Source organism: Sphingopyxis granuli (assembly GCF_001559015.1).
In the GTDB taxonomy this organism is placed as follows: Bacteria; Pseudomonadota; Alphaproteobacteria; order Sphingomonadales; family Sphingomonadaceae; genus Sphingopyxis; species Sphingopyxis granuli.
Window position 1 is genome coordinate 4,354,055 of record NZ_CP012199.1, and the last position, 26,981, is coordinate 4,381,035.

16 protein-coding genes and 1 tRNA gene are annotated in these 26,981 nt (G+C 68.6%); 10 read left to right on the forward strand and 7 right to left on the reverse strand.

Annotation, left to right across the window (positions count from 1 at the left end; translation table 11 throughout):
- Positions 1 to 3: 3 nt before the first annotated feature.
- From SGRAN_RS19945 to SGRAN_RS19955, 3 genes are read right to left on the reverse strand one after another with little or no spacing between them, the layout of a single operon-like run.
- A complete protein-coding gene (locus SGRAN_RS19945) occupies positions 4 to 1,902 on the reverse strand; it encodes a hypothetical protein (protein WP_076077310.1) in 1,899 nt (632 codons plus the stop codon).
- A 3-nt stretch (positions 1,903 to 1,905) separates the two neighbouring features.
- A complete protein-coding gene (locus tag SGRAN_RS19950; protein ID WP_067186366.1) occupies positions 1,906 to 3,885 on the reverse strand; it encodes a heme-binding protein in 1,980 nt (659 codons plus the stop codon).
- Between the two features lie 5 nt (positions 3,886 to 3,890).
- On the reverse strand, positions 3,891 to 5,330 hold the full coding sequence (locus SGRAN_RS19955) for a multiheme c-type cytochrome (RefSeq protein ID WP_067186368.1): 1,440 nt from the start codon (positions 5,328 to 5,330) through the stop codon (positions 3,891 to 3,893).
- A gap of 287 nt (positions 5,331 to 5,617) precedes the next feature.
- On the opposite strand from SGRAN_RS19955, the gene SGRAN_RS19960 reads away from it, so the two are divergent.
- Positions 5,618 to 6,529 carry a tetratricopeptide repeat protein gene (locus SGRAN_RS19960; protein WP_148650933.1) on the forward strand — a complete coding sequence of 304 codons (912 nt, stop codon included), beginning with the start codon at positions 5,618 to 5,620 and terminating at the stop codon, positions 6,527 to 6,529.
- 224 nt (positions 6,530 to 6,753) lie between these two features.
- Here SGRAN_RS19960 and putA read toward each other — a convergent pair whose 3' ends face one another.
- Positions 6,754 to 9,846 carry a bifunctional proline dehydrogenase/L-glutamate gamma-semialdehyde dehydrogenase PutA gene (gene putA / locus SGRAN_RS19965; protein ID WP_067186369.1) on the reverse strand — a complete coding sequence of 1,031 codons (3,093 nt, stop codon included), beginning with the start codon at positions 9,844 to 9,846 and terminating at the stop codon, positions 6,754 to 6,756.
- A gap of 97 nt (positions 9,847 to 9,943) precedes the next feature.
- Between putA and SGRAN_RS19970 the strand changes: the two genes are divergently transcribed.
- Entirely contained in the window at positions 9,944 to 10,414 is a 471-nt protein-coding gene (locus tag SGRAN_RS19970) for an Lrp/AsnC family transcriptional regulator (protein ID WP_067186371.1), read from the forward strand.
- 268 nt (positions 10,415 to 10,682) lie between these two features.
- Here SGRAN_RS19970 and SGRAN_RS19975 read toward each other — a convergent pair whose 3' ends face one another.
- Positions 10,683 to 11,231 carry a GNAT family N-acetyltransferase gene (locus SGRAN_RS19975; RefSeq protein WP_067187201.1) on the reverse strand — a complete coding sequence of 183 codons (549 nt, stop codon included), beginning with the start codon at positions 11,229 to 11,231 and terminating at the stop codon, positions 10,683 to 10,685.
- A 175-nt stretch (positions 11,232 to 11,406) separates the two neighbouring features.
- Between SGRAN_RS19975 and SGRAN_RS19980 the strand changes: the two genes are divergently transcribed.
- The 8 genes from SGRAN_RS19980 to SGRAN_RS20015 all read left to right on the forward strand — a co-directional run bounded on the left by SGRAN_RS19980 (position 11,407) and on the right by SGRAN_RS20015 (position 24,569).
- The gene (locus SGRAN_RS19980) at positions 11,407 to 12,720 is read left to right on the forward strand and encodes a tetratricopeptide repeat protein (protein ID WP_067186373.1); all 1,314 of its coding nucleotides are present in this window, start codon (positions 11,407 to 11,409) and stop codon (positions 12,718 to 12,720) included.
- 19 nt (positions 12,721 to 12,739) lie between these two features.
- Positions 12,740 to 17,782, forward strand: coding sequence for a hypothetical protein (locus SGRAN_RS19985; protein WP_067186374.1), 5,043 nt, complete (start codon positions 12,740 to 12,742; stop codon positions 17,780 to 17,782).
- A 113-nt stretch (positions 17,783 to 17,895) separates the two neighbouring features.
- Positions 17,896 to 18,774 carry a hypothetical protein gene (locus tag SGRAN_RS19990; RefSeq protein ID WP_067186376.1) on the forward strand — a complete coding sequence of 293 codons (879 nt, stop codon included), beginning with the start codon at positions 17,896 to 17,898 and terminating at the stop codon, positions 18,772 to 18,774.
- Positions 18,775 to 18,853: 79 nt separating this feature from the next.
- The gene (locus tag SGRAN_RS19995) at positions 18,854 to 19,540 is read left to right on the forward strand and encodes a response regulator transcription factor (protein WP_067112595.1); all 687 of its coding nucleotides are present in this window, start codon (positions 18,854 to 18,856) and stop codon (positions 19,538 to 19,540) included.
- A 2-nt stretch (positions 19,541 to 19,542) separates the two neighbouring features.
- Positions 19,543 to 20,883: a sensor histidine kinase gene (locus SGRAN_RS20000; protein WP_311880232.1), complete on the forward strand. Its 1,341-nt coding sequence runs from the start codon at positions 19,543 to 19,545 to the stop codon at positions 20,881 to 20,883.
- Positions 20,880 to 21,473 carry a hypothetical protein gene (locus SGRAN_RS22410; RefSeq protein WP_067186377.1) on the forward strand — a complete coding sequence of 198 codons (594 nt, stop codon included), beginning with the start codon at positions 20,880 to 20,882 and terminating at the stop codon, positions 21,471 to 21,473. The genes SGRAN_RS20000 and SGRAN_RS22410 overlap by 4 nt, the downstream gene beginning before the upstream one ends.
- Before the next feature lie 31 nt (positions 21,474 to 21,504).
- Complete coding sequence (locus SGRAN_RS20010) at positions 21,505 to 24,363, forward strand: CHAT domain-containing tetratricopeptide repeat protein (protein ID WP_148650934.1); 2,859 nt, start codon at positions 21,505 to 21,507, stop codon at positions 24,361 to 24,363.
- Between the two features lie 132 nt (positions 24,364 to 24,495).
- Positions 24,496 to 24,569 (forward strand) — tRNA-Gly (locus SGRAN_RS20015).
- A 35-nt stretch (positions 24,570 to 24,604) separates the two neighbouring features.
- Here SGRAN_RS20015 and SGRAN_RS20020 read toward each other — a convergent pair.
- Complete coding sequence (locus SGRAN_RS20020; protein WP_067186381.1) at positions 24,605 to 25,738, reverse strand: site-specific integrase; 1,134 nt, start codon at positions 25,736 to 25,738, stop codon at positions 24,605 to 24,607.
- Between the two features lie 745 nt (positions 25,739 to 26,483).
- On the reverse strand, positions 26,484 to 26,909 hold the full coding sequence (locus tag SGRAN_RS22420) for a hypothetical protein (protein WP_148650936.1): 426 nt from the start codon (positions 26,907 to 26,909) through the stop codon (positions 26,484 to 26,486).
- Between the last annotated feature and the right edge of the window lie 72 nt (positions 26,910 to 26,981).

Sequence of the window (26,981 nt, forward strand, 5' to 3'; positions counted from 1 at the left end):
CGGCTAGAAACTCAGCACCAGATTGGCGAGGATCGACACATAGGCATCGTCCCGCGCCTTATTTTCGAACAGGTCCCTGAACCCCTTGCCGGGGAGCAGGACCGCGGCGCTCAGACGCCCGACGATATTCTGCGTCGCCCTGGGCCGCCAGATGCCGGCGACCGACAGGTCCCAGCCGATGTCGGTCGGGATCGACCCTTCGCTGCGCAGCACCTGCAGCGTCGCGGTATCCTGGAACCACAGATGGTTGAAATTGGTGCTGACCCGCATCTCGGGCGACAGGTCGAAATCGCCCCCCGCGCCGACCAGGATCGTGCCGGGGTTGTTGAAATTCGACTGCCCCTCTTCCTTCGACGAGCGCAGCGAATTGAGGATGCCGTTGCGGCCGTTGATCGAGATCGCGCGCCCGCCGCCCGCGAACGGAATCGTCTGGCGGATCCAGTAGCTGGTATCGGCGCCGGCGAAGACCGGGTTTTCGAAGATCGCGTCGAAGCCGCCTTCGACGTCGTCATAGGGATCGCCGTCGCCGGTCGCATAGAGGCCCGAGAGGCGGAACCGCATCCAATCCTGATCGTAGCTGAGCTCGGCCGCCCCAAACCCCGCGCGAATCCGCGCCGGGCGGCTGGTGAAGATGCTGTTGCGATCCCGTCCCAGCGCGGCATAGAGGCTGGCGGTCAGGTTGAGGCGCCCGATACGCCCGTCGGCGCCATAGCCCAAATAGACGACGTCGTAGGATCGCCCGCGCAGATCGCCGAGCAGCGCCGGTCGCACGGGAAAGCCGTTATGGTCGATCTGGATGTCGTCGCGTTCGCGGTTGATGTTCCACGTCGCGCTGATCTGGCTGGTCAGGCCGACAAACGGGAAATCCTGCCGATAGAGATTGGCGGTGAGGACGAAATCGTCGCGCGGCGTCTGGGTGACGTCGTTGAGGCCGCTGTTGGTATCCTTTTCCAGCCGCCAGAAGGCCGCGAGATTATATTGGAAGCGGTTGTTGTCGCGGTTGCCGAACAGCCGGATGCCGAGCTGGCTGTCGTTGAACAGGAAGCCGCGAAAATCGCTCTGGAACGGCTGGATGCCGACGCGAATCGAATGGAAGTCGTAGCGATCGCTGTCGTTGCCCAGATGCTTGTCGACGAAGGCTTCCTGCACCCCCAGGAACGCGTCGGTGCGATGGCTGGGCCGCGACGGACGCACGTCGAGCACGCGCCGTTCGGGCACGTCGACATGGTTGACATTATAGGCGAGCGTCAGGCGATATTCGACGTCGGGCGGCTTGAATGCGGTGTTGCCCTTGATCAGCGCGAAGCCGCCGATCAGCGTCTGCGACAGCACGACGCTGCGGTTCTTGCCGAACACATCGAGGCTGCCCGGGCGCGCCGACGTCTGGATGCCGTTCGGGATCGGGAAGGTGCGCGGTTCGACTACCGCGTCCGAAATCAGGTTGGCGACGAAGAACCAGTCGTCGCCCCGGATCGGCAGCCACTTCACCTTGTCACGGTCGATCGGCCGGTCGCCCTTCAGCGTGTTCTGGTGATAGGGGTCGAACCAGCGTTCCTTGACCACCCCCAGCGTCTCGATCAGCCGCCAGCGGTCGGGGATCGGAAGCTGATCCTCGATCCCCGGAAAGGCCTGCGGCGGCGGCGGCCGCAGCGCGCCGACATTGTCCTGGCTGGATCGTTCGGGAAGGTCGGGGCGATACCCCGGCCGGCGACGCCCGTCGAGAATCCGGGTGACGAAATCGTCGTCGAGCATTTCCTTCCACTCGACCGGCGGCGGGGGCGGCACCGGTTCGTCGGCTTGCGGCGCTGCGGCGGCGGGCGGGGCCGAGGGGGGCTCGCCGGCGGGCGCGCCCTGTGCGGCCAGGCTGGCGACGATCGGCCAAAGGCTTGCCCCCGCGCTCATCGCCTACAGCCCGTCGCAGACATTCTGCTGCGCCGTGTCGAGGAAGGGCGCGAACGGACAGGCGATGTAGCGCAGGCGCACCGTCTTGCCGTCGGCGAGGCGCACGACGACCCGGTCGGCGCGCATCGCGGCGGGCGCATTGCCGATGCCGCCGGCGCGCGCGCCGCCGTTGTGCGCACCGAGGAAGCTGATCATGTCGTCCTGGTCGATGCCGTCGCCCGACACCCCGATCGCCCCGACGAGCCGGTCGCCGCGATAGATGGGGACCGAACCCGGAAAGATCTGGATGCCGTTCTGCAGACGGTTCATGCCCGGCGCGACATCGGGCAGCGTCGTGCAGCGCTGCGGCGTGTCGGTCGCGCTCGCCCCCGACACGAAGCCGAGGTGCTGGCCGAGATTGCCGATGATCAGCGCCGACTGGAGCCCGGTGGAAAAGGGATTGAACTGCGCGATCGGGCGCGACAGCGGCCCGTTCGGCCGCCCGACCTCGCCATCGGGGAAATAGGGGCGCGACAGATTGCCGTTCGCGCGGTCGGGGAAGGCGATGGTGCCGGTCAGCGCCGCCGGATCGTTCAGGAAGCTGCGTAGCGCGGGAACGAACTGGCGCACGTCGGCGCTGGCGTTGGCGCTGAGTTCCGCGCCCGCCTGCGCCCCGGAAAAGAAGGCGGCGGTGCGCGCCTTCTGCAAGCTGACGTCGGTGCCGAAGATCGGCGCGTCGGGCGAGCGCACGATGCCGAGCGGCGCGCCGTGCGTGTCGACGACGCTGATCGACACCTGTGCACGGCTGTCGAGCGGACGGCGAATCTGCGCGCGCGCGCGGCTCATCACCGCGAACGCCTCTTCCAGCACCGCGCGCACCTCGGCCTCGGTGAGCGGCGCGCCGTTGGTCGCGCCGTCGGTGCCGGCGCGGATCGGGTAACGGTTAGCGCCGCTGCCGTCCGACAGCACGAACGCGTCGCGGTTCGAAAATTCGGCGCCGGTCGATGGTCGGATGCCCGACGCCTCGCTGCCATAGGCGGTCCCGGCGACGACCGCCGCGCCGGCATAGCCGATGACCGCGACGAGATTGCCGGCGGTGCCGTTCAGGCTCGCGAAGCTCGCGCCGCCGCCCGCCTTCAGCCCCGCATAGCTGGCGTCGGAAAAGCGCAGGGTCGTGCCGTCGATGCTGATCCGGTCGGCAAGGATGCCGGCCGGCACCTCGAACCCGCGCGTGCCGGCGAGCGCGATCGCCTCCTCGGCATCGTCGTCGATGTCGAGGATGTCGGGATCGCTGCCGTAGACGCCGTCGCCCATCACGCCGATGCCGCCGACGAGCACGCCATTCTTGTAGAGCGGAAAGCCGCCCGGATCGGCGGCGAGGCCGAGCGGCGAGCGCTTCGGCCCGATCAGCGCCGCGCCGCCCGCCGCGCCGAAGCGCGCCGACAGGTCGCTGCACGGCAACTGGCTGAACTGCACCCCGAACAGCGGCCCGCTTTCCAGCCCCACGGTGGTCGGCGCGGGCGGGAAATGCTGCTGGACGATCTGGCTCGCGGTGCGGGTCGAAAAGGCGTTGCCGCCGCTCGACAGATAGGCGCCGGTGATCGCCTTGGCGATCGCGCCGCCTTCAGCGGGGAAGGTGACGTTCTGCGCGTCGATGCTGTCGCCGTTCGGCGCCGGCGAGGTCGTCGCGGTCGCGCGCGCGCCGGTCATGCGAAAGACGCCCAGGACATTGCCGACGCGGTCGGTCACCGCAATCACCGACGGCAGGCCGCGCGCCTGTGCCTCTGCAATCGCCTGCGCGAGGATCGTCTGCACGTCGGCGACGCTCAGCGCTTCGGCGGCGGGCGGAACATAGACGCCGGTCGGCGTCGGCGTGGGGGCCGGGGTCGGAGCGGGCGACGGGGTCGGCGTCGAACTGCCGCCACCACCCCCGCACGAAGCGAGCAGCAGCGAGGCCATGACCGCCTGCGCGGAGGCGCGGAACAGGCGCGCGCGGATCGTCATCGCCCTCACCGCAGCGCCCGGATCGCTTGCACCGCGCGGCCCAGCGCCGCATGGAATTCGGACGGCTTGTAGCTGTTGGGGTCGGCGACCGCGGTATAGGCGCGGTCGATGTCGCTGCGGATGCCCGCCGCCGCGCCGACCGTGACGCGCCCCGAAGAGACCATCGCGCCGAGCAGCGTGTCGACCCCCATCACCGCCTGCTGCGACCCCGCATAGTCGGTGAAGCGGTCGCTGACCGCCTTCGCGGCGATCGCGTCGACCATCGTGAACGTATCGGTGCCGGCGAAACGGCGCGCGGCGAAGGCGCCCTTGAGCGCCGCGACCGTCTGCGCGAGCTGCGCCGCCGCGGCGACGGCGCTCGGCCGGTCGGTCGCCATCGCCCGGTGGAACGCCGCGCTGCGCACCGCGAGCTGGTCGGCCAGCGCCGGCGCCGCGACGCGCGCCGCCGCCGCCAGCATGATCAGATTCTCGTCATTATAGGGCGGCATGCCCTCGGGAATGCCGGGGCGGCCCGGATTGTCGAGGCTCGTCTTCACCGGTTTCGCCTGGTCGTAGATGCGGCGGTGGCAGCTGTGGCAGTCGAGGAAAAAGAATTCGGGGAAAATCCCTTCAGTTCCGCGCTTCGACTGGAATAGCGCGAGGCTGCGTTCGAGCGCGGTCGCCTGCCCCACCGCCCACATCTGGACATGGTCGGTGCGCGCCGACGGCGCCCCGAACTTGCGCCAGCCATAATCCTCATCCTCCTGATGATGCGCCTGGAGCGAGGAAAAGAGGTCGAGTTCGAACGCGATGCGCGGATGCCCCGCGGCCATGATGCGGTGGGTGACGAACTGCCCCTCGCCCGCCGCGCCGAAATGGCAATCGACGCACACGCCCGCGCGCACCACCGGGTCCTCCAGCTTGCGCAAGCCAGCACGCAGATTCGCCAGATGCTTCTCGCGCATCTCCGCCCCCGGATTGGCGTTGGTGCCGACGCCGGCATAATGGCTCGCGATCCAGCCGCCCGCCGGACCGTGGCACGATTCGCAGCTCACCCCGTCGGCGAGCGGCGCGGTGCCGCGGCTGACGGCGGCGTCGCTGTGACAGCCGAGGCACATCGGCGCCCGCGCCGGATCGCCGATGCCGAGGTTGCGCGCGATGAACTGGCTGCGGCCATTGCCGAGCACCGCCCAGGCGCGGCTGTGTGCGCCGCCGGGGGTGGAGGGGTCCTGCCAGCGCATCAGCTCGTCCTGGCGAACGACGGTGCCGTCGCCTTCCATCCGGCCGTGGCAGGTCGAGCCCGCGCAGGAGGCGACGCCCAGAAAGCGCCCGCCGCTTTCACCCTGCGACCGCGCGGGCGGCGCGGCGATCAGGGCCGCCGCCGTCAGCGCGAGCAGCAGCGCCGCAAGGGCCGCCATCGCGGCCCACGGCCGGTCGCTGCGCCCCGTGCCAGCGTGCATCCTCATTCCCGCCATCCCCCGTTGCCCCGTTCGTGCCCTAGGGTCTGGACCGGCGCCGCGCAAGCGGCCGGGTCGCGGAGTCGTCCTCCGTCACCGTCGATCGATCGACGTGGTCTGAAACTGCCATGGCACCTGCCCCCTGCGAATCGGGAAATCCGGTGCGACCCCTTGTTTTGCGATTTTATCGTTGACCGACCTTGATCCTCAAAGGCTACACCATCGCCGGGCAAAGGCAATATGCCTGCGATCACAGCCGGGATTTTCGAGGGGCAAAAATGGACGAGAGCAAGAAGATGACGGCCACCAATCGTGCGATCCTGATCGCCGCCTTCCTGCTGCTCGCGGGCGCCATCGGCTATGCGCTGTGGCGCGATGCGCGGTCCGCGGCCGTCGTCCCGGCGGGAATGGTCACCAACGCACCGCCATCCGACCGCCTCGCCGCGCTCGAGGCGCGGACCCGAAGCAACCCGGGCGACGCCGAGGCATGGACCGCGCTCGGCGCGGCGCGCTTCGACCTAGAGGATTATCCGGGGGCCGCCGAAGCCTATGAACGGGCCGTCGCCCTCGCGCCGAAATCGGCGGGGTTGTGGTCGGCGCTCGGCGAGGCGCGCGCCTATTCGAGCAAGCGCGACCCGCTGCCCCCCGCGGCGCTCGAGGCGTTCGAAAAAGCGATCGCGCTCGATGCGCAGGACCCGCGCGCGCGCTATTTCATGGCGGTAAAAAAGGATCTGGCCGGCGACCACCGGGGCGCGATCGACGCCTGGTTCGCGCTGCTAGCCGACACGCCGCAGGGCGCGCCGTGGGAGGCCGACCTGCACCGCACGATCGAGCAGGTCGGCGCGATCCACAAGATCGACGTCGCCGCCCGCCTTGCCGCGACGCAGGCGCGTCCGCTGAAAGCCGAGGAGATGCCCGTCGCCGCGCGCGCGATCCCCGGCCCCAGCCGCGCCGACATGGAAGCCGCCTCGCAGCTTCCCAAGGGCCAGCAGGACGCGATGATCGAGGGCATGGTCGCCAGCCTCGAAGCGAAGCTGAAGGCCGACCCGTCCGACGTCGACCGCTGGATCATGCTGATGCGCAGCCGCATGACGCTGGGCGAGACGGCGAAGGCGGCGCAGGCGCTGAAGGACGGCGTCGCCGCCAACCCCGCGGCGGCGGCGCGGATCAAGGCGCAGGCGCAGATGCTGGGCGTGCCGGGGGCCTAGAACATGATGACATGAGTTGGAATCGTCATTGCGAGGAGCGAAGCGACGCGGCAAGCCAGAGTGTGCGCAAACCGCTCTGGATTGCTTCGCTCCGCTCGCAATGACGAAGTGGGTCAATCTAAAGTCATCAGAGTCTAACCAGCCACGTCATCCCAGCGAAAGCCGGGATCGCTGGCGTCGTAGCAGGCCGATAGCGGCTCCAGCTTTCGCCGGAGCGCCGTATATTATCCCGCCATCAACGCCGCGTTGCCGCCCGCGGCGGTGATGTCGGTCGAGATCGACTTTTCCTCCGCGAAACGGTGCAGATAGTGCGGGCCGCCGGCTTTCGGGCCGGTGCCCGACAGACCGCGGCCGCCGAAGGGCTGCGAGCCGACGATCGCGCCGATCTGGTTGCGGTTGACATAGACGTTGCCGACCTGCGCGCGCGCCGCGACATGCGCCGCGACCGCGTCGATGCGGGTATGGATGCCGAGCGTCAGGCCATAGCCCGAGGCGTTGATCGCATCGATCAGCGCGTCGAGTTCGCCGCCCTTCCACGTCGCGACATGCAGCACGGGGCCGAAAATCTCGCGCTTGAGGTCGGTGACATGATCGAGCTGGATCATCACCGGCGGCACGAAGGTCCCGCCGTCGGGCAGCACCGTCCGCGCGGCTTCGGCGATCACGCGACCGGCGCTGCGCGCCTCGGCGACATAGGCGGCGATATTCGCCTGCGCCTCGGCATCGATGATCGGGCCGACGTCGGTCGAGAGGATCGCCGGATCGCCGACGTTCAGTTCGGCCATCGCGCCCGCGACGATCGCGATCATCGTTTCCGCCACATCCTCCTGCACGCACAGCAGGCGCAGCGCCGAGCAGCGCTGCCCCGCCGACTGGAAGGCCGACGCCACCGCGTCGCGCGCCACCTGTTCGGGCAGCGCGGTCGAATCGACGATCATCGCGTTGGCTCCGCCGGTTTCGGCGATCAGCGTCGCGATCGGGCCGTCGCGCCCGGCGAGGCCGCGGTTGATCATCCGCGCGACCTCGGTCGACCCGGTGAAGGCGACGCCGAGCAGGTCCGGGTGCCCGGTCAGCGCCGCGCCGACCGTCTCGCCGCGTCCGGGCAGATAGTGGAGCACGTCGCCCGGCACGCCGGCTTCGAGCAGCAAGGCCACCGCGGCGTGCGCGATCAGCGGCGTCTGTTCGGCGGGCTTGGCGAGCACCGCATTGCCCGCGGCGAGCGCCGCCGACACCTGGCCGAGGAAGATGGCAAGCGGGAAGTTCCACGGGCTGATGCAGGCAAAGACGCCCTTGCCTTCGAGCATCAGTTCGTTGCGCTCGCCCGTCGGGCCGGGGAGCGCGACGGGATGGGCGAAATCGGCGCGCGCCTGCGCCGCGTAATAGCGCAGGAAATCGGTCGCCTCGCGCACCTCGGCGATCGCGTCGGCGAGCGTCTTGCCCGCCTCGTCCATCGCGAGGCCGAGGAAGAAGGCGTCGCGTTCCTCCAGCAGGTCGGCGGCGCGTTCGAGCCGCTCGGCGCGAAAGGCGCCGCCGGCGAGGCTCCAGTCGCGTTGCGCGGCGCGCGCCGTCGCGACCGCCACGTCGACCGCCGCGGCATCGGCCTCGATCACCTGGCCGACGGTCGCGCCGGTCGCGGGATTGCGCACCGGCTCGGGCCGGCCCTCCCGCGCCGCGCCGCCGACGATCGGGGCGGCGACCAGGTCGCCACGCCGCGCCGCGCCGATCGCGGCCATCAGCGCCTCGGGCACCCCCGGATCGCCGAGGTCGTAGCCGCGCGAATTGCGCCGCGCCGGGTCGAACAGGTGCAGCCCGGTGGGGATGGTCGTCGGGACGCTCGCGATGCCGCGCGGGTCGACCGCAAGGTCTTCCGCGGTCACCTCAGGATCGGAGAACTGGTGCACGAAGCTGGAGTTGGCGCCGTTTTCGAGCAGCCGGCGGACGAGATAAGCGAGCAGGTCGCGGTGCGTCCCCACCGGCGCATAGACGCGCACCGGGCGCGGCGGCGGCGACAGCGCGAGGATCGCGTCGTGCGCGCCCTCACCCATGCCGTGCAGGCGCTGCAATTCGTAATCGGCGCCGTCGAACAGTTCGGCGACGAAGGCCAACGTCATCGCATTGTGGCTGGCGAAGGCGGGGAACAGGCAGTCCTGGCATTCGCGCAATATCTGCGCGCAGACCATATAATTGAGATCGGTGTGATTCTTCGCGGTGAACACCGGGAAATCGTCGAGGCCCAGCGTCTGCGCGCGCTTGATCTCGGTATCCCAATAGGCCCCCTTGACGAGCCGCATCGACAGCTTGACGCCGCGCGCCCGCGCCTTGGCGGCGACCCAGCGGATCACTTCGGGCGCGCGCGGCTGATAGGCCTGGATGACGATGCCGAGCCCGGCCCAGTCGTCGGCCAGCCCCGCGTCGATCAGCGCGGCATAAACGTCCATATGCGGTTCGAGCCGGTCGCTTTCCTCGGCGTCGATCATCAGCGGGATGTTGACCGCGCGCGCGGCGCGCGCGAGTTCGACGACATTGGGGATCAGCTCGTCGCGGACGCGGTCGCCCTGCAAATATTCGTAGCGCGGATGGAGCGCCGACAGCTTGATCGATATGCCGTGGTTGGCGAAAGGATCGCCCGGCCGGGCATCGCGGCCGATGCGCGCGATCGCCGCGGCATAGCTGTCGTAATAGCGCCGCGCGTCCTCCGCGGTGCGCGCCGCCTCGCCCAGCATGTCGAAGCTCGCGAGCTCCGTCTTCGCCTTGTCGGCGCGCTTGACCGCGGCATCGATCGTCTGGCCCATCACGAACTGCTGGCCGAGCAGTTTCATCGCAGCGAGTGCTGCCTGCCGGATCACCGGTTCGCCCGAGCGCCTGACCATCGCCTTGAGCAGGGTCAGCGGGTTCGCCTTGCTCCCGAGCGCGTCGAGCATCAGCGTCGCCGAACCGAGCGACAGGCCGCGCGCCGACAGCGCGACGATCAGCGGGCTGTCCTCGTCCTCGCCCTCGTTCCAGCGGCGTCCGGCGATCTTGTCGCGAATCAGCGCATTGGCGGTCGCGCTGTCGGGAACGCGCAGCAGCGCCTCGGCGAGGCACATCAGCACGACGCCTTCCTCGGTCGAAAGACGGTAGCGATTCATCAGCTGCGCGACGAGCGTCTCGCGCTCGCCCTCGGCCTTCGCCTTGCGAATCAGCGCGAGACCACGCCGCGTCGTCGCCTCGACAGTCGCGGGCGAATCCGCCAGCGCACGCCGCAGATCGGTGACGATTTCGGTTTCGGGACGGCGAGCGAGGGCGCGAAGAGCCGCGCGGTCGGGGGCGATGGTCATGGCTCGTCATAACAGAAAGCCATTGGTCGATCTGCCCTGATATGAAGCAATTATTTTACGGTTTGACCAAAATATGGACAGAAGTTAGGCAAAATGGATGAAGAAAGACGGCATCATAGTGGAATTGGATGAGTTCGACCGCAAGATCATCGCGATCCTGGGGCGCGACGGACGCATCACCTATACCGAGCTCGCGCAGCGCGTCGGCCTGTCGAAGACGCCCTGCCAGCAGCGGGTCAGGCGCCTGGTCGACAGCGGGTTGATCATCGGTTTCCGGGCGATCGTCGATCCCGCCAAGGTCGGCCTCGACCATGTCGCCTTCGCCGAGGTCAAGCTTTCCGACACGCGCGAGGAGGCGCTGCGCGAATTCAACGCGGCGGTGCGGCGGATTCCCGAGGTCGAGGAATGCCACATGATCGCAAGCGGCTTCGACTATCTGCTCAAGGTCCGCACCCCCGACATCCGCCGCTATCGCATCGTGCTGGGCGAGAAGATTTCGAGCCTGCCGCACGTCGCGAGCACCTCGACCTTCGTCGCGATGGAGACGATCTGCGAATCGGCGCGCTAGGACGGATCGTCCTGGCTTGCAAAGCCGCGTGCTCCCGCGCAGGCGCGAGCCCAGAGCTTCGAAGAGCCGGGGCCGGCGTCACATCGCTCTGGGTCCCCGCCTTCGCGGGGACACGGCGTGGTAGACTCTGTCCTGTCTGGCTTGAATCGGACCCATCCCATGAAGGGAAGGAGCTTATCAGGCCGCCTCAACCTGGACAGGACAGATCATAAGATACCAGTTTTGATTCACGCGCTCCGACGCGCATCGGAGGCCGCAGCGAAAGGCGTCAGGGCGCCGTGGGGTTAAGCGGCTTGACCATGCGCAGCAGCGGGATGTCGACGCTTCCGACGCGGTCGATCACCGCCTCCTTCGCCCGATAGCCGCAGGCACGATAGAGCGGCTCGCCCGCCATCGTCGCCATCAGTTCCGCCGCGCGGAAACCCGCCGCGGCCGCCGCCGTCTCCGCCGCCGCCAGGATATGGCGCCCGACCCCGCGCCGCGCGAAATCGGGGTGGGTATACATGGCGCGTACCCGCGCCGCCTCGTGCGCCGGGTCGAGCAGGCGCGGTTCGCGCAGCCCCGCGCTTCCGTCGTTGCCATAGAGGGTGGCGCGCCGGCTCCAGCCGCCGCACCCGGCGACGCATCCGTCGATCTCGACCAGGAAATAGGTGCCGTCCTCGACGAGCTGCCGATCGAGCCCCATGATCGCATGGCTCGCGGCGACCTGCGCGGGATCGAGGAAACCCTGCTGCAACTCGTCGATCGCGCGGGTCATCACCCCGCGCATCGCGGCAAGATCGTCGAAGGTCGCAAGGCGGCAGGACAGGTCGGACATGGCAGCCATCGGGAGGAAGAGGAAACCGCCCTGCGCCTTCGGACCGCGACCCGCAAGCCCCGTTTTCCCATCTCCTGTCAGCCTTTGTCATCATTGCGACGAACATCGTCACCGGACAGGACCCCCGCCCGAATCCTAGATCGTGCCGGACCCAACGACCGGACGGATTCACCCTATGCCGAACAGATTCCTGACCCTTGCCGCGCCGATCGGGCTGGCGCTGCTCGCGCCGCTGGCCGCGCAGCCGGCGCACGCGGCCCAAACGCCCCCAACCGCCGCCCCCGCCAACCCGGCCGCCGGCGTCTATGCCGAACTTGCCGCCGAAGCCGACCGGCGTGCCGGCGATCCCGATTTCGACTATCGGCTCGGCATCGCCGCGCTCGACGCGGGCCATTATGGCGAGGCGGTGATCGCGCTGCAGCGCGTCCTTGCGGTGCAGCCCGGCAATGCGCCGGCGCGCGCCGAACTGGCGCGCGCCTATGCGATGGCGGGCGACATCGACACCGCGCGGCAGGAATTCGCGACCGTGGTCGACGATCCCAGCCTGCCCGATCCGGTGCGCCAGCGCTTCACCGGCTTCGTTCGCCAGTTCGACCGGCAGATCGGGGGCGGCGGGTCCGACGTGTCGGGGTTCCTCGACGTCCGCGCCGGCTATGACGACAATATCAACGCCGCGACCGACCTGACCACCATCGTCATCCCGTTGTTCAGCTTCCTCGGCCCCGGCACGCTCGGGCCGGGCGCGGTGGCGCGCGGCGACGAATATTACGAGATACAGGGCGGCGTATCGGGCGTCACCGCGATCGGGCGGCAGGACCGGCTGTTCGCCAGCGCGCTCGGCAACTGGCGCGACAATGTCGACAGCCGCGCCTTCGACCAGGCGGCGCTGACCGGCACCGCGGGCTATGCCCACAGCTTCGCCAACCGCGACGTCGTCTCGCTGTCGGGGCAGGTGCAGAAATTCTGGCTCGGCCACGACGGCTACCGCACCTCTTACGGCGTCATCGGCCAATATACGAAACCGCTCGCCGGCGGCCGCGCGCTGACCCTGTCGGCGCAGTGGAACCGGTTCGATTACGACGGCGCGCCGCTGCGCGACGCCGACCGCTATGCCGTCGGCGTCGGCTATGTGACGCGCACGCTCGCCGCGGGCGTGTCGGGCGGCAAGGAAGAGACGCGCCGACAGGTGGGCGACGCCGAATCGAACTGGTTCGCCGGCGCGAACATCGGCGGCGAGTTTCCCGTCGCGGCCAGGGTGGCGCTGGTCGCCGGCGCCGCCTTCGACCTGCGCCGCTACGACCAGCCCGACGCGCTGTTCCTGACCCGCCGCAAGGATGAGCGGGTCGATTTGACCGCCGGGGTCAAGGTCGCGCTGACCGACGCCCTCTTCTTCCAGCCACGCGCCACCTGGTCGCGCAACTGGAGCAACATCGCCCTTTACGATTACGAGCGCTGGACCGTGTCGGCCGGCCTCCGCCTCGAATTCTGATCCGCGGGAGAATATCGCCATGACCCCTAATCCGAAGCTTCGCCTCGGCGCCGCGCTGATGGTCACCGCCTCCAGCCTGTCGCTCGCCACCCCCGCGTTCGCCGCGCACATCCTCTTCTCGTCGAAAGGCGAGACGCAGCCGCAGATCGGCGAGCGGGTCAACCAGATCGCGGGGCTGAAGCAGGTCCGGCTGGACAATGGCGCCGTCGTGTCGGTGCTCGACACCGCCGACTATCGCATCAATGCCGACGGGTCGGTCGACCTCTATGCCGGCAGCGTGACGGTCGCCGGGGGCGACGCCACGACGATCGTGCGGATGCCCGATGGGGTCGAGGGGCGCGTGAGCGGGCGCGGATCGGCGGCGAGCTTCAGCGTCGCCGCCGACGGCGCCGCGCGCGGCCATGTGCTGACCGGACAGGCGTTCATCGGCCGCGCCGACTCGCTGCGCCGCTTCGGCACCGGCGAGATGTTCGCCGTCGCGCCGGGCAGGAAGCCCGAGCTAGTCGTGTCAAACGGGGCGCAGACCACCCCCGACGCGAGCGATGATGCGGCGCAGGTCGCCGACATGGCGGCGGACGGCCCGGCGGCGGCGGCGCAGAACGGCGTGCCGGTGACGCTGGGCGACGCGCTCGCCGCCGCGGGCGCGTCGAGTGACATATTGGCGGCGGCACGACGCGTCGACGCCGCGGTCGCCAACCCCGCGATCGAACGCTTTCCGAGCGGCGACCTCGCGCGGCTGGTCGCCGCCGCGGGCGGGCTGGAGCGCGCCTATGGCGGCGCGCCCTTCCCCGCCGCGCAGGCCGACATCATCCGCACCTATCTGAGCTGGCTCGCCTCGGGGCGCGGCGAGGCCGACTTCCTGACCGCCTATGCCGGCTTCCTCGGCCAGTATCTCGACCTGATCCGCTCAGGCGCGGCGCCGTCGCGCTTCGAACGCGCGAGCCTTGCCGACATCAACGCCTTCCTCACCTATGCGGCGCGCAGCGGACGGCTCGCCGAACTCGCCGCACGCGACCGGACGCTGGTCGACGCCTATCTCGCCTTCCTGCGCGGCGGCGGCGATCCCGACCGCTTCGGGCAAGGCTTCACCGAACTGACGCAGGCCTATTTCGCCTTCATCCGCGGCGGCGGCGTGCCGGCCGATTTCACGCAGGCGAGCGCCGCGACGCTCGATGCCTATATCCGCTTCCTGTCCGACAGCGGGCTGGCCGAGGCGCTGAGCGCGGCCGACCGCGCGCTGCTCGCCGCCTATCTCGACAAGGGCGGCCTCGCCTTCGCAGGCCAGTATCGCAACGCGCTCGACGCCTATTTCGCATGGCTGGCAAGCGGCCGCCTGCCGAGCGGCTATGCCGCGCTCGACGCGGCGACGCTGCGCGCCTATCTCGAGACGCTGTCGAGCGCCGGGCTGCTGACGACGCTGGCGGGCGACAAGGCGCAATTCTATGCCGCCTATCTCGCCTTCCTCCAGGGCGGCGGCGCGCCCGACGCCTTTGCCGGCCTGCCCGCCAATGTCTTCGCGGGCTATGCCAGCCAGCTCGACGCCTATTTCGCCTTTCTTGCCGCGGGCAACCTGCCCTCGGCCTACAGCGGCGCCGATCTCGCGCAGCTCCAGGCCTGGCTCGCGCAGCTTCAGGCGGCGGGCGCGCTCGACCGCTTCCTCGGCGAGCGGGCCGATTTCTTCGCCGCCTATCTAGCGTTCCTTCAGCAGGGCGGACAGGCCGATGCCTTCGCGGGGCTCAATGCGAACGTCTTCACGGGCTATGCGCAGGCGCTCGCGGCCTATTACGATTATCTGGCGCGCGGCGGCGTGCCGTCGGGCTATACCGCGCTGACGCAGGCGCAGATCCGCGCCTATCTGGCCGCGCTCGACAGCGCGGGCGCGAGCGGGACCTTCCTCGACAGCCTCGCCGATTTCTATGCCGGCTATTTCGCGTTCGTCGCCGGCGGCGGCGATCCCGATCTGTTCGCCGGGCTGCCGGTGCCGCCCGACTATCCCGCCTTCGCCGCCGCGCTCAACGCCTATGCGGCCTTCCTCGCGGGCGGCGGACTGCCCGCCGATTATGACGCGCAGAGCCTCGCGACGCTGCGCGCCTATCTCTCGGCGATCGCCGCGGCGGGGCAGACGGGCGACCTGCTCGGCGCCAATGCCGGGCTGCTCGACGCCTATTTCGCCTATCTGGCCGGCGGCGGCGCGCCCAACGGCTTCGCCGGGCTGCCCGTCTATGCCGACTATGTCGCGGCGCTGAACGCCTATTACGCCTATCTCGCCGGCGGCGGCCTGCCGACGGGCTATGCGGCGCTGACGCAGGCGCAGATCAACGCCTATCTCGCGGCGCTCGACGCGGCGGGTGGCTTCGCCTCGCACGCGAGCCTCAACGCCTTCTTCGCGCAATATTACGCCTTCGTGCGCGCCGGCGGCGATCCGCTGAAATATGCCGCCCTGCCCGTCTATTCGGACTATCTCGCCGCCGTGCAGGCCTGGTACGCCTTCGTTCTCGGCGGTGGGCGGCCGTCCGACTATGCGGCGCTGACCCCCGAACAGATCGAAACCTATCTGGCGCTGCTCGGCGACGCGGGGGTGCTTCAGGCGCAGCTTTCCGACACGGCGCTCGTCTTCCTGACCGACTATCTCGCCTGGCTGGGCACCGGCGCCGACCCCGACCAGTTCGCCGGCCTGCCGGTCAACACGCCCCCGGACCCGCAATATAATAGCGTCCCCCAGCCGCCGCGGCTTGCCTATGCGGGCGGCTTCAATCCGGCGACGGCGGCGGTCAATTTCGTCACCACGCTGAACGTCGGCAACGGGCAGACGGTGCCCGGCAGCGAAGCCGGCTTCACGACCACCGCCTATGCGCTGGACGGCGACGGCGGCCTGACCAGCTACACGCGGGCGGGCGGCGTCACGCGCACCAGGGGGACGACGACGGTCACCGACATATCGGGCAACGCCGACATCGTAATCGGCCGCTGGAGCGACGGTGTCAGCACGGGCCCGAATCCCTTTACGCTCAGCCCCGCCCAGGGATTCCATTATCTGCTCGCGCGGCCGGTCGATGCGGGCTTCGCGCTGCCGGCGCAGGGCGTCATCGCCTATGACCTGCTCGCCGCGACGCGGCCGACGATGGTCGACGGCTCGCTGCCGGCGGGCGGCTTCGCCGGCGACATGGCGATCGTCCTCGGCGCCGCGCCGAAGGTCGCCTTCGACGCCACGGTCACGATGCCCGGCCTCGTCGGCCAGTCCGACCGGACGTTCCGCTATGCGACCGCCGGCGGCGTGACCGACCCGACCCAGTCCCAGACCGCGCTGACCCTGGCGAGCGGCGGCAATTTCCGCATCCTCGTCCCCGGCGTCGCCGGGGCCGATTGCCAGACGACCAATTGCCAGTTCGACGCCAGCGGCGTCTTTGCCGGCAACGCGAACCAGCTCGGCCTGACCTATGCCGCCCATAATGATCTGGGCAGCGCCAAGGCGGCGATCGGCGCGGCGATCTTCGGCAACGGCACGCTTTCGGGCGGTCCGCCGCCCGAGCCGACCTTCGTGACCGCCAACCTTCTGAGTTCGGAGGCACGGCTCAGCTCGACCTACGACGCCTATACCATCCACCCGATCAACCTGTCGGTCACCTCCAGCCCCAATGCGAACCAGGGGTACGAGATCGACGCGAGCGGCGCGATCGTCGGCGTGCGCACGATCGGCACCTATGGCGGGTACGACCGGATCGGCACCGCGACGCACGCCGACAGCGGGGCGAGCGACAGCGGCGTCCTGCAATGGACGCGCTGGACCGGCGGCCTGCTCGACATGCGGCGCAACGCCGGCACCGGCGGTCGCGGGCCCGTCACGCTGTCCGACAACCAGGGCTATCACTTCATCGTCGGAGCCCCGGCCACCAACCTGCCCGCTTCGGGGCGCGTCGACTATCAGCTCGTCGGCGGCACACGGCCGACGCAGGGCTATGGCGCGGCTGCGCCGGGCACGCTGGTCAGCGGCGCCGCGGCGGTGCAGTTCGGCACGCAGGCCAAGGTCGGGATCGACCTGGTGTTCGACTATAACAGCGATCGCTTCACGGCCCGGACCGCCGGGGGGCTCGCCAATCTGTCGGCGAGCGAGCTTTCGCTCTCCAACGGGGCCTTCTATGCCATTGGCGCGAACGGCAATGTGACGAGCACGGGCGGCACCTGCACCACCAGCTGCCGGGCGATCTGGAGCGGCTTCCTCGCGGGCCCCGCGGGCAAGGAAATGGGCCTCGAATATGTCGTCCAGCTGGGAACTTCGACCAACGAGGTGATCGGCGTCGCGGCCTTCGAGGCACAGCCCGCCCCGACCTTCTCGACCGGCGAATATACCAACCAATATGTGCTCAACGTGACCTACGCCCGGACCAACGACTCCGCCTATAATTCAAAGGTCACCTATGACGCGAACGGGATGGTCACCCAATGGACGCGCAGCAACGGATCGCCGGTCGGCGTCCTGCCGGAGCATCGCGGGCCGGCAGAGGAAAGCGGCAGCGTCAACGGCGTGATCGGCTGGGCACGCTGGCTCGACGTCAATAATATCGGGGCCGGCAACCCCAAGCTGCCCAATTCGGGCAATCCAATCCTGACGGGCACGCTGGCATCGGCGCTGCCGACCAGCGGCGGGGTCGAATATCAACTGATCGGCCAGACGCGGCCGGTCGACCGCGCGGGTAATCTGGAACCCGGCACCTTCACCGGCAACCTTGCGGTCGATTTCGCGACGAAAAAGGTCGGTTTCGATTTCGCCGTCGCCATCGATCAATATGGATGGGAAGTCCGAACCGCTGGCGGCGCGGCCAACCCGGCCAACGGCGGCCAGAACCTGTTGGGACTCGACCGGACCGCGTTCGAAGGCGCCCCGATGATCAGCGGAACGACCGCCGCGAGCTGCACGGTCAGCTGTTCGAGCGATGTGCGCGGCGCCCTGTTCGGACCGGGGGCATCGCATGTCGGCCTCGGCTATGCGATCAAGGACGGAAGCCTGGCGGTCAGCGGCGTCGCGACCTTCGCCGCGCAACCCCCCGCGCCCCCGGTGCCCTGAGATCGCCGGTCCCTAACGGCGATTGTCATCTCTCTGACAGCCTTGGTGTGTGGGCCGCGCCGGCCGTGCCCGGCATGATCGGCGCGACCCACAAGCCAAGGGAGGGAATTTCCATGAAGACGAAGGTTACGCTGATCACCGCCGCCGCGCTGCTCGCCGGCACCGCCCCATCGGCGATGGCCGCCGAGCAGGAAGCGGTCGCGCTCAACAAATGCGCGCAAAGCTATGGCTCCATCGCCGTGGTCGAAGGCGACACGCAGGGCTGGTCCGACTACGGCCTCGGATCCCCGCGCGAGCTGATCAATTCGCTCGCGATCGAATCGGGCTGCTTCACCCCGCACAGCCCGGCGAGCGGCACCCCCGCCGATTTCCTGATGAACGTCGTTGCGGGCGATTCGGAAGAGGTCGACAAGTCGGTCGAGATGGCGAAGTCGGCGGCGGTCGAGGGTCTCGTCCGATCGGGCGCCGCGACCAGCATCATCTCCAAGGTGCCGGTGGGCGGTGCCCTGTTCGGCGCCTTCGGCGGCCTCGGCGGCAAGAAGAAGCGCGTCGCGGCGGGCATCAAGCTGCTCAGCCCCGCGACCGGCCAGGCGATCGTCGCGGGCACCGGCGAAGTGCGCAAGACGTCGATCAGCTTCGGCGGCGCCAACGCCTGGTCCGCCGCGGCGAACGCGAGCGGCTACGCCGGCAGCAAGGACGGCAAGATGTTGGTCGAGGCCTTCGTCAAGGCGTTCAACGCCGTCTCGGCACAGGGTTCGGCAATCGCCGCGATCCCGAAGGCCCGGCCGGCGCAGGCCGCCGCGGCGTCAGCGGGAACACAGGTCGCGATCGACACGGTGATGCGCGCGGCCCCCGCCGCCGACGCCGCCACGGTGCGCGCGCTGCGCGCCGGGACCGACCTTGTCCCCACCGGCCAGCGCAACGGCCTCTTCATCGAGGTCAAGGACAGCTATGGCACCCAGGGCTGGGTGTCGGTCGAGGACCTTGGCTGAGCGCCCCGCTTGCCCCGGCCCCCTGGCTATGCCAGAAGGGCCGGGGTCGCTTATCCTGGGGGAAGATGGCGCCAACAGCATGGAAACGCTGAAGATCCTGTATGTCGAGGATGACCAGCGCGCGGCCGGCGAGATTCAGGAACTCGCGGCGGCGCGCGGCGATACGCTCGTCTGGGAGAATAGCGGCACCGGCGGGCTGCTGCGCGCCGGGATGGAAAAGTTCGACGTCATCATCCTCGACCGCATGCTTGGCGATCTCGACGGGCTGACCATCCTCCGGCGCCTGCGCGAAAGCGGCGTCGGCACCCCGGTGCTGATGCTGTCGGCGCTCGGCCGCACCAGCGACCGCGCCGAAGGGCTTGACGCCGGCGCCGACGATTATCTCGCCAAGCCGTTCGAGGCCGAGGAGCTGATGGCGCGGCTGCGCGCGCTCTATCGCCGTGCGTCGGGGCGCGAACATAGCGCGGTGATCCTCTACGGCGCCTTCGAATGCCATGTGAAGGCGCGCACCGCCTTTCGCCAGAACCGCCACCTCGCGCTCAGCCCGCGCGAGTTCGAGCTGTTCCGCTATTTCATGGAGAATGCGGGCGAGGTGGTGACGCGCGAGATGCTGCTGCGCGACGTGTGGAACATGTCGTTCGACCCGCAGACCAACGTCGTCGACGTCAATGTCGGCCGGTTGCGCCGCAAGCTGGAGGACGGCTTCGGCGCCCCCGCGCTCGAAACCATCTGGGGCTCGGGCTACCGCCTGCTCGACGGGCGCTGAGGGTGGCGGCGCGCCGCTCGATCTTTTCGCGGATCGTCCTCGCCGCGATCCTGCTGTCGATGGTGCTGCTCGCCGCGCTGTGGGCGCTCACCGACCAGACCATCCGCGCGACGGTCGCCGAATCGGCGCACAAGGCGGTCGACGTTGATCTCGCGGGGCTTGCCGACATCCATGCGACGAGCGGCCGGGCCGAACTCGAACGCCGGATTCGCGACCGGCTCGCGATCACGCCGTCGGACGGCGGCGCGCCGCACTATATGCTCGCCGACGCGCGGGGGCGATGGATCGCGGGCGATATCCGCACCTGGCCGCGGCTCGACCCGGCGATCTCGGAAAGCGGGTCGATCCGCCTCGGCGAAGGCACGCGCGCCCATGCCCGCGCGACGCGGCTCGGCCCCGACCTGCAACTGATCGTCGCGCGCGAGACGCGCGGCGGCGCGCCGCTGCGCTGGCGCGTCGCGCTGGTCTTCCTCGCCGGCGGCGCGCTGTTCGTGCTGCTCGTCGGCACCCTCGGCAAGATCGCGGCGGGGCGGCTGCACTGGCGGATCGAGCGCATCAACGACGCCTTCCGCGATCCCGACGAAGAGCGGCTGATCGCGATGACCGCCGACGCGGAAAGCGACGAGATCGACGAGCTGGCCGGGCACAGCGCCGCGGCGCTGGCGCGGCAGAAGCGGCTGATCGAGGCCTATCGCGAAACCACCGACCAGATCGCGCACGAGATCCGCACCCCGCTGATGCATCTCGACGGGCGGCTGACCAAGGCGCTCGCCGCGGGGCCGGGCGAGACGGTCGCGGCACGGCTGATCGAGGCGCGCGTCGACATCAAGCGGCTCGTCGCGATGCTCGAATCACTGCTCGACATCGCCGCGAGCAAGGCGCGGCAGGGCGACCGGCACGGGCTGAAGCCCGTCGACCTCAGCGAGATGGTAACGCGCATCTGCGAGCTTTACGCCGACAGCGCCGAGGAATCGGGGCATGATTTCACCTGGGTCGTCGAACCCGGCGTGACGATGGACGGCGAGGAGACGCAGCTCGGCCAGCTCGTCACCAACCTGCTCGACAACGCCTTCAAATACGTCCCCGCAGGCGGCAGCGTGCGGCTCGGGCTCGCGCCCGGGCCGGTGCTGACGGTCGAGGACGACGGCCCGGGCGTCCCCGAGGCCGAGCGCGAGAAAATCTTCCGGCGCTTCCACCGCGTCGCGGGCACCCGGCACGATATACCGGGAAGCGGCCTCGGCCTCGCGCTTGCGCGCGCGATCGCCGAGCGCCACGATCTGACCATCCGCCTGATGCCATCCGACCGGGGCGCCAGGTTCGTCGTGAAAGAGGGAGCGGCATGAACGGACGCCAATGGGGACGGACATGGGGCATCGGCCTTGCGGGGGCAGCGCTGTCCGGATGCGCCGCGCACGGCTCGGAGCCGCCGGCGGCGCGCACCGCCGCGGCCGCCGAATCGCGGGCCAGCCAGCTCGCCGCCGACCTCGCCGCCGCCGATACGGCGTTCGAGGCGCAGGACAGGCCGGCGCTCGTCGCGGCGCTGACGCGCATCACGCGGCGCAGCGCCCGCCCGCTCGACCCCGGGGCGCCCGATCCGGTGCCGCTGTGGCGCGCGGCGGTGCCGGGCGACGTCCCGCCGCTGCGCGGCCGCGCGCTCGGTCCCGGCTATGTTCGCGGCACGCTGGCGCCCGGGGCGGCGACGCAGCTCGAACAGCTCTTCCTGTCGGGGCAGGCGGCGACGGTCGCCGCCAATTCGCGGCCGCGGGACGACCTGCGGCTGCGGCTTTACGACGCCGCAGGCAAGCTGGTCTGCGAACGCGCGCCGGCGTCGGCGCGCGACTGCCGCTTCACGCCGGTCTTCACGCAGCGCTATCGGATCGAACTCAACAACGCGGGCGCCGCAGCCGCGCGCTATTATCTGGTGGTCGATTGAGGCCGTCACGGGGACCAAAAGGGGGGACGCAATGACCAGGGGAATGGGCAAGAGGCCCGCGCGCGCGGCGCTGTTGGCGGTGGGCCTGGCATGGAGCGCCGCCGCGCCGGCCGCCCCCGCCGCCGCGCTCGACCGCCCGCCCGACCGCACAAGGCTCGACGCGCTGATCGCGCGTTTCGAGGCCGCCGATTCGGAAGCCGACCCCGCCGCCTATCGCGCCGCCGCGGCCGACGCGCTCGCCGAGGCGCGCCGGCTCTATCCCCCGGACCATCCCGAAATCGCCGCGCGCTCGCTCTACGTCGCGATGGGACGCGCGGCGGCCGGGGAGATGGACCAGGCGCTTGCCGAGGCGGACCGGATCATCCCGATCCTCGCCGCCGCCCCCGCCTATCGCGCGGACTGGCGCAACGCGCTGAACCTGCGGGCCTATATCCTCAATTTCAAGGGCGATCACGCCGCGTCGCTGGCGATCAACGAACGGCTGGTCGCGGACTATGCCGCCAATCCCGCGGGCGTCGCGCCGCGCGACCATGCCACCACCCTGTCCAATCTCGCCGCCTCCTATCTGGAGCATGGGCGGCTCGACGATGCGCTGGAGCGCAATGCCGAAGCGATCGCGGTCGGTCTGACGCTGGATCCGGTGCCGGGCGACGTCGCGATCTGGAACGCCAACCGCGTCGTCTACCTCTATTCGTCGGGACGCACCGAGGAAGCGATCGCGACCGCGCAGGAGGCGATCGGACGCCTCGGCAACGCGATCGGGGCCGATCACCCGATGATGGCCAACCTCTATGCCAATCTGGGCGCGATCCTGTTCCGGCTGAACCGGCCGCACGATGCGATGCCGATGATCCGCCGCGCCTATGAGCTGATCGAGAAAGCGGGCGGCGGCCCCAACCAGAACAGCGCGGCGATGCGCGTGCAGTTCGCGCAGGCGCTGATCCGCGCCGGCCAATATGACGACGCCATCGCCTTTCTCGACGCCGCGACGCCGATCATCGATGCGCAGCTCGGCGCGGAGAGCGACCGCGCGCTCGCCGCGCGCGACACGCGGCTGATCGCGCTGATCGCCACCGGCCATGGCGCCGAGGCTGAGGCGCTGGCGCGCGGCCTAATCGCCGTCCGCGACGCGCGCCTGCCAGAGGGGCACCGCGACCGCGCCAACGCCCGCGACAATCTGGCGAAGGCGGCCTTCGCGAACGGCGACTGGGCCGCGGCGGCGGGCGCCGCGCGCGAAGCGGTGGCGCTGCGCACCGGGATGCTGCCGCCCGATCATCCCGACCTGCTGCTCGGCCGCGCGCTGCTGCTGCGCGCCGAGGATCGCGGCGATGCCCGGCCGGCCACCGATCTGGTCGCCGACGCGCGCGCGCTGTTCGATGCGCTAACCGGCAATGCCCATCTCGCGCGCGGCTCGGCGCAGGCGGAGCGGCAGCGCCCGGCCTATGGCTGGCTGGCGGAGATTTTCGCACGGCGCGGCGCGGTCGAGGATGCGTTCGAGGCGCAGCAATGGGCGGCGCGCAGCAGCCTCGACGATGCGCTCGCCGTCGCCGCCAGCGAACGCGCCGCCGCCGCCGATCCGGCGCTGGCCGCCATCGCGGGGAAGCGCCGCCAGCTCCTCGCCGCGCGCCAGGGACTGGAAGCGAAGCTCGACGCCAATCTGATGCGCCCGGATGCCGCCTTCGACCTCGCGGGCCTGACCCGCGAGCTGGACGGTAACCGGCAGGCGATCGCCGCGCTCGACGCCACGCTGACGCTCGATCAGCGGGCGGCGCTCCTCTTCATGCCGTCGCGGCTGGCGGATCTCGAAGCGGCGGGTTCGCGCGCGGCCGCAACCGTCATGATCACCGACCTTGGCGGACCCTGGCTCGTCACCGCGGCCGGCGGCGGCAAGGCGCAGCAATATCTGATCGCCGCCGACGCACCGGTCGACGCGCTCGTCGGCCGGTTGCGTGCCTCGATCGACGCGGGCGAGAAGGACGCCTTCGACCGCGCTGCCGCCGCCGAACTTCATGCCCGCCTCTTTCCCGGCGCGACGGCGAAATGGCTCGCCGCGACGCGCAGGCTGGCCGTGATCGCCAACGGATCGCTCGGCGCCCTGCCGTTCGGGCTGCTCGTTCCCGACGCCGGGAAGCCCGGCTATCTGGCCGACCGGACGACGGTCAGCCGGATGGTGCGCGCGCCGCGCGCGGGCGACGCCGGGCCCGATGCCGGGCCGGCGGGTGCGGTGCTGATCGGCCTCGGCGGGGTCGAGAGCGGGCGCGCCGGGACGCTGATGGCGATGCGGTCGGCAGGGACGGCGCGCGCGATCGACGAGCTGCCCGCACTGCCCGGCGCGCCGCGCGAACTGGCGGCGCTGGCCGCGGCGCTGGGCGACGACGGCGCGCGGCTGCTGATCGGCGACGACGCGACCGAGGCGCAGCTTCGGGCGATGCCGGTACCGCAGGGCGCGGTGCTCGCCTTCGCCACCCACGGCCTGCTGTCGGGCGAGCTCGACGGGCTCGACGAACCCGCGCTGCTGCTGACCCCGGCGGGCGGCGACGACGGCCTGCTCAAGCCCAGCGAGATCGGCGGGATGACTCTGCCGGCCCGGCTCGTCATCCTGTCGGCATGCAACACCGCGGGGGCGGCGGGAACCGACCGCCCGCAGCTGTCGGGCTTGGTCGAGGGCTTCTTTCTCGCCGGGGCCGAGCGGGTGATGGCCAGTCACTGGCCGGTCCGCGACGATATCGCGCGGCGGTTGTCGGTCGGCATGGTCAAGGGGATGCGCGCGGGCGAGGATCCCCCCGCCGCGCTGCGCGCCGCCATCGCGGCGGTCCGCACCGGCCGCGACGGCGAACCCCGCGCCGATCACCCCGCGCTCTGGGCCCCCTTCGAGCTCTTCTCGCGCTGAACGGGTGCGGGCCGCAGCCGCATTCTGTGGATTGACCGGCGCCCGCTTTGGCGGCAAAGGCGACGCATCGCGAAGGCAACCGTGAAACGCACTGTGAAACAGCAAGCGAGCTAACGGTTAAGCCTTTGAAACGCGGGTGTAGCTCAATGGTAGAGCAGAAGCTTCCCAAGCTTACGACGGGGGTTCGATTCCCCTCACCCGCTCCATAGTAAGTGATTGAAATTATTTAGTTTTTCTTCGCTTACCGCGCGTCGCTTCCAGATTGTTTTGCTCCGTGTTTTGCTCGCATCCTTTCGGCGAGCGAGATTACGACTGCTGCGCTGTCCACATAAGTGCTTCGAATTTTGGCCACGCGGGCAGGCGACCAAGCCATAATCCGGGCGGCATCCTCGTCCGTTAGTTCGCATTCGGTCAATAGAAGCGTGCAGAACGTACCGCGTACATCATGGAGATGCTTGCGGCGCTCTACCGGCTGGCCATCGTCGCCCTCTTCTGTATGGACGATTTGAGCCTTGTCGCGGATCATGCCAAAGCTGCCGCTTCCCCCGAACCCTGCCGCAGTCCACGATGCACCGCGTTCGTTCACAAGTACCGTTTTAACGCCGTCCTTGCGCTTTCGGGTGCGCAGTTCCGCGAGCAACTCCTCCAGTGGAGCCGTCATTGGCACGATAGCCTTGCGGCGCTTGCCCCGGCTCTTTTTTAGGGCCGTCTTGACGATAGCAACCTCGCCCAAATGGTCCCAAGTAAGGGATACGAGATCAGCGAGGCGAAGCCCGGTGAGCGCAGCTAGCCGCAAACCGTCATAGAGATTGGGGCGCTTCGCCTTTACGGCAGCGATCCGAAACGCCTCCATATCGGCTTGCGTCCAGATTATCTCGGCGCGGTCCCCGCCTTTGTAGAGGTGAGGAATGCCCTCCGCGACGTTTATGCGGACCCGGCCCCGTAACCGGCCGAATTTGAGCAATTCACGCAGGACCGTAATGCCGATGTCAGCGGATCGCGGCGTTGCGGCGCGCTCATCGCGCCATTTCATGACTTTTGCGATCATCCGGGGATCGTCCCAAACCGAAATCGGCTTATTGCCCCATCGTCCGTCGATAAGATCGAGTTGTGTCCCCCATGTGCGGCGGGTGCCTTCGGCAAGGTTCTTCCATTCCGGGGCTGCGCGCCAATCATGGATCAGAGATAGCAATATCGTGGGGTCAGGGGCGTTGGCGGCTTGGATCGCATTTGCAATCTGTGCGTGGGCCTCGGCTGTCAGCAAGGGCCTCTTCGGCTGCACCGCCTTCATTACGAGCGGCCCGCCCTTGAAGGCGTATACATACCAAGTGATTGGCTTCCCCGGTCGCGCGCTTTTGATGAACTGAATTGCCACGGTTTACAGGTCCTCCTCGAACCGATCAAAATCGCTTACCGTTTCCTCCAAGGTGGTGGCCTCTATCGCTCGAAGAGTGCCGTCCGGTGCTAACTCAACCCCGGTCACCTTAATTCCCGCCGCCCGCGCCGCTTCAATTAGCCGCACGGCATCAGCCTTTTTGAAGGATGCAGGGCCACGAGCCATGACTAGCGGGTGCTCCCAACTAATCGGGCGCAATTCCGCGAAGCCAAAACGAAACGCAGCTGAATTAATATCCCAACAACGCCAGAACAATATTCAAATATTGAAAGATATATGAACATTAAACACACACCATGCAAACTGATTATACAGTTTACTACGTGCAATTCTGAGCGCCATACCTCCAGAGAGTGTTCCAAAATAGAACTATTAATTCTATATCGTTGCAGCCAGAAAACGGATTTACATAATTTTCCAAAGATTTTTGTTCATTGTGCGCAAGGAGGTGCGGCGCGCTTTTCGCTGGTTTTTTCCAAGGGAGGGTGGGCTCGCGCGTTGCAAATTGCCGCAGATATGTCGGTATGGCGCTTATCATCGCACCAATGATCGGCTTATAATTTGATTTAAAATGATTTTTTAAGAGATTTGCGACGAGAATGAATGCGCAAAAACGTAACTAACTCTACGGAAAATTATGAGTTCTATAGAGAGCTTTATACTTTACGATAAATCCGGTTGAAAACGTTTGCACCGGGCCTCGATGAGCGGCCCTGTATGGGCTTCACTCTCTATCGTTACAGCCCGGATATACGTAGTCACCTTCGTTTACACCCCAAAGCGAATACCGCCCCTCTTGAGGCAGTTCCGAATGAAGCCAGCTATCATTGATAGAGCAGCATATGGTCGCCCCTTGGCGGGATGCAGTGATCGCACCGGCGTCGCGCAACGCGTAGATTGCCGCACTAATGCGCGCAGGCGGTAGCTTCGTCCCTGCAACGACTATGACGCGCTTGCCCGCCTTCTTTCGGAAAATACCGCATTCAAATTCTTTCAAAGAGATCATCGCAAGAGATTTCCCTCGCTCTACCGAGCGATCGAGTACGAAAAGCATAACAATGCGCTGATCTTCCGGGAGTGAAAGGCAGTTACGGACGGTCCGAGCATAAATCTTGAACTGACCGCTTTGCCGGTATCCATGATGGGGCATTCTGGAACCTCGTTAAGTGTTATTGCGCTCAATAAATTATAGATAAATAATATAGATGCTCTTCGGGCGTGT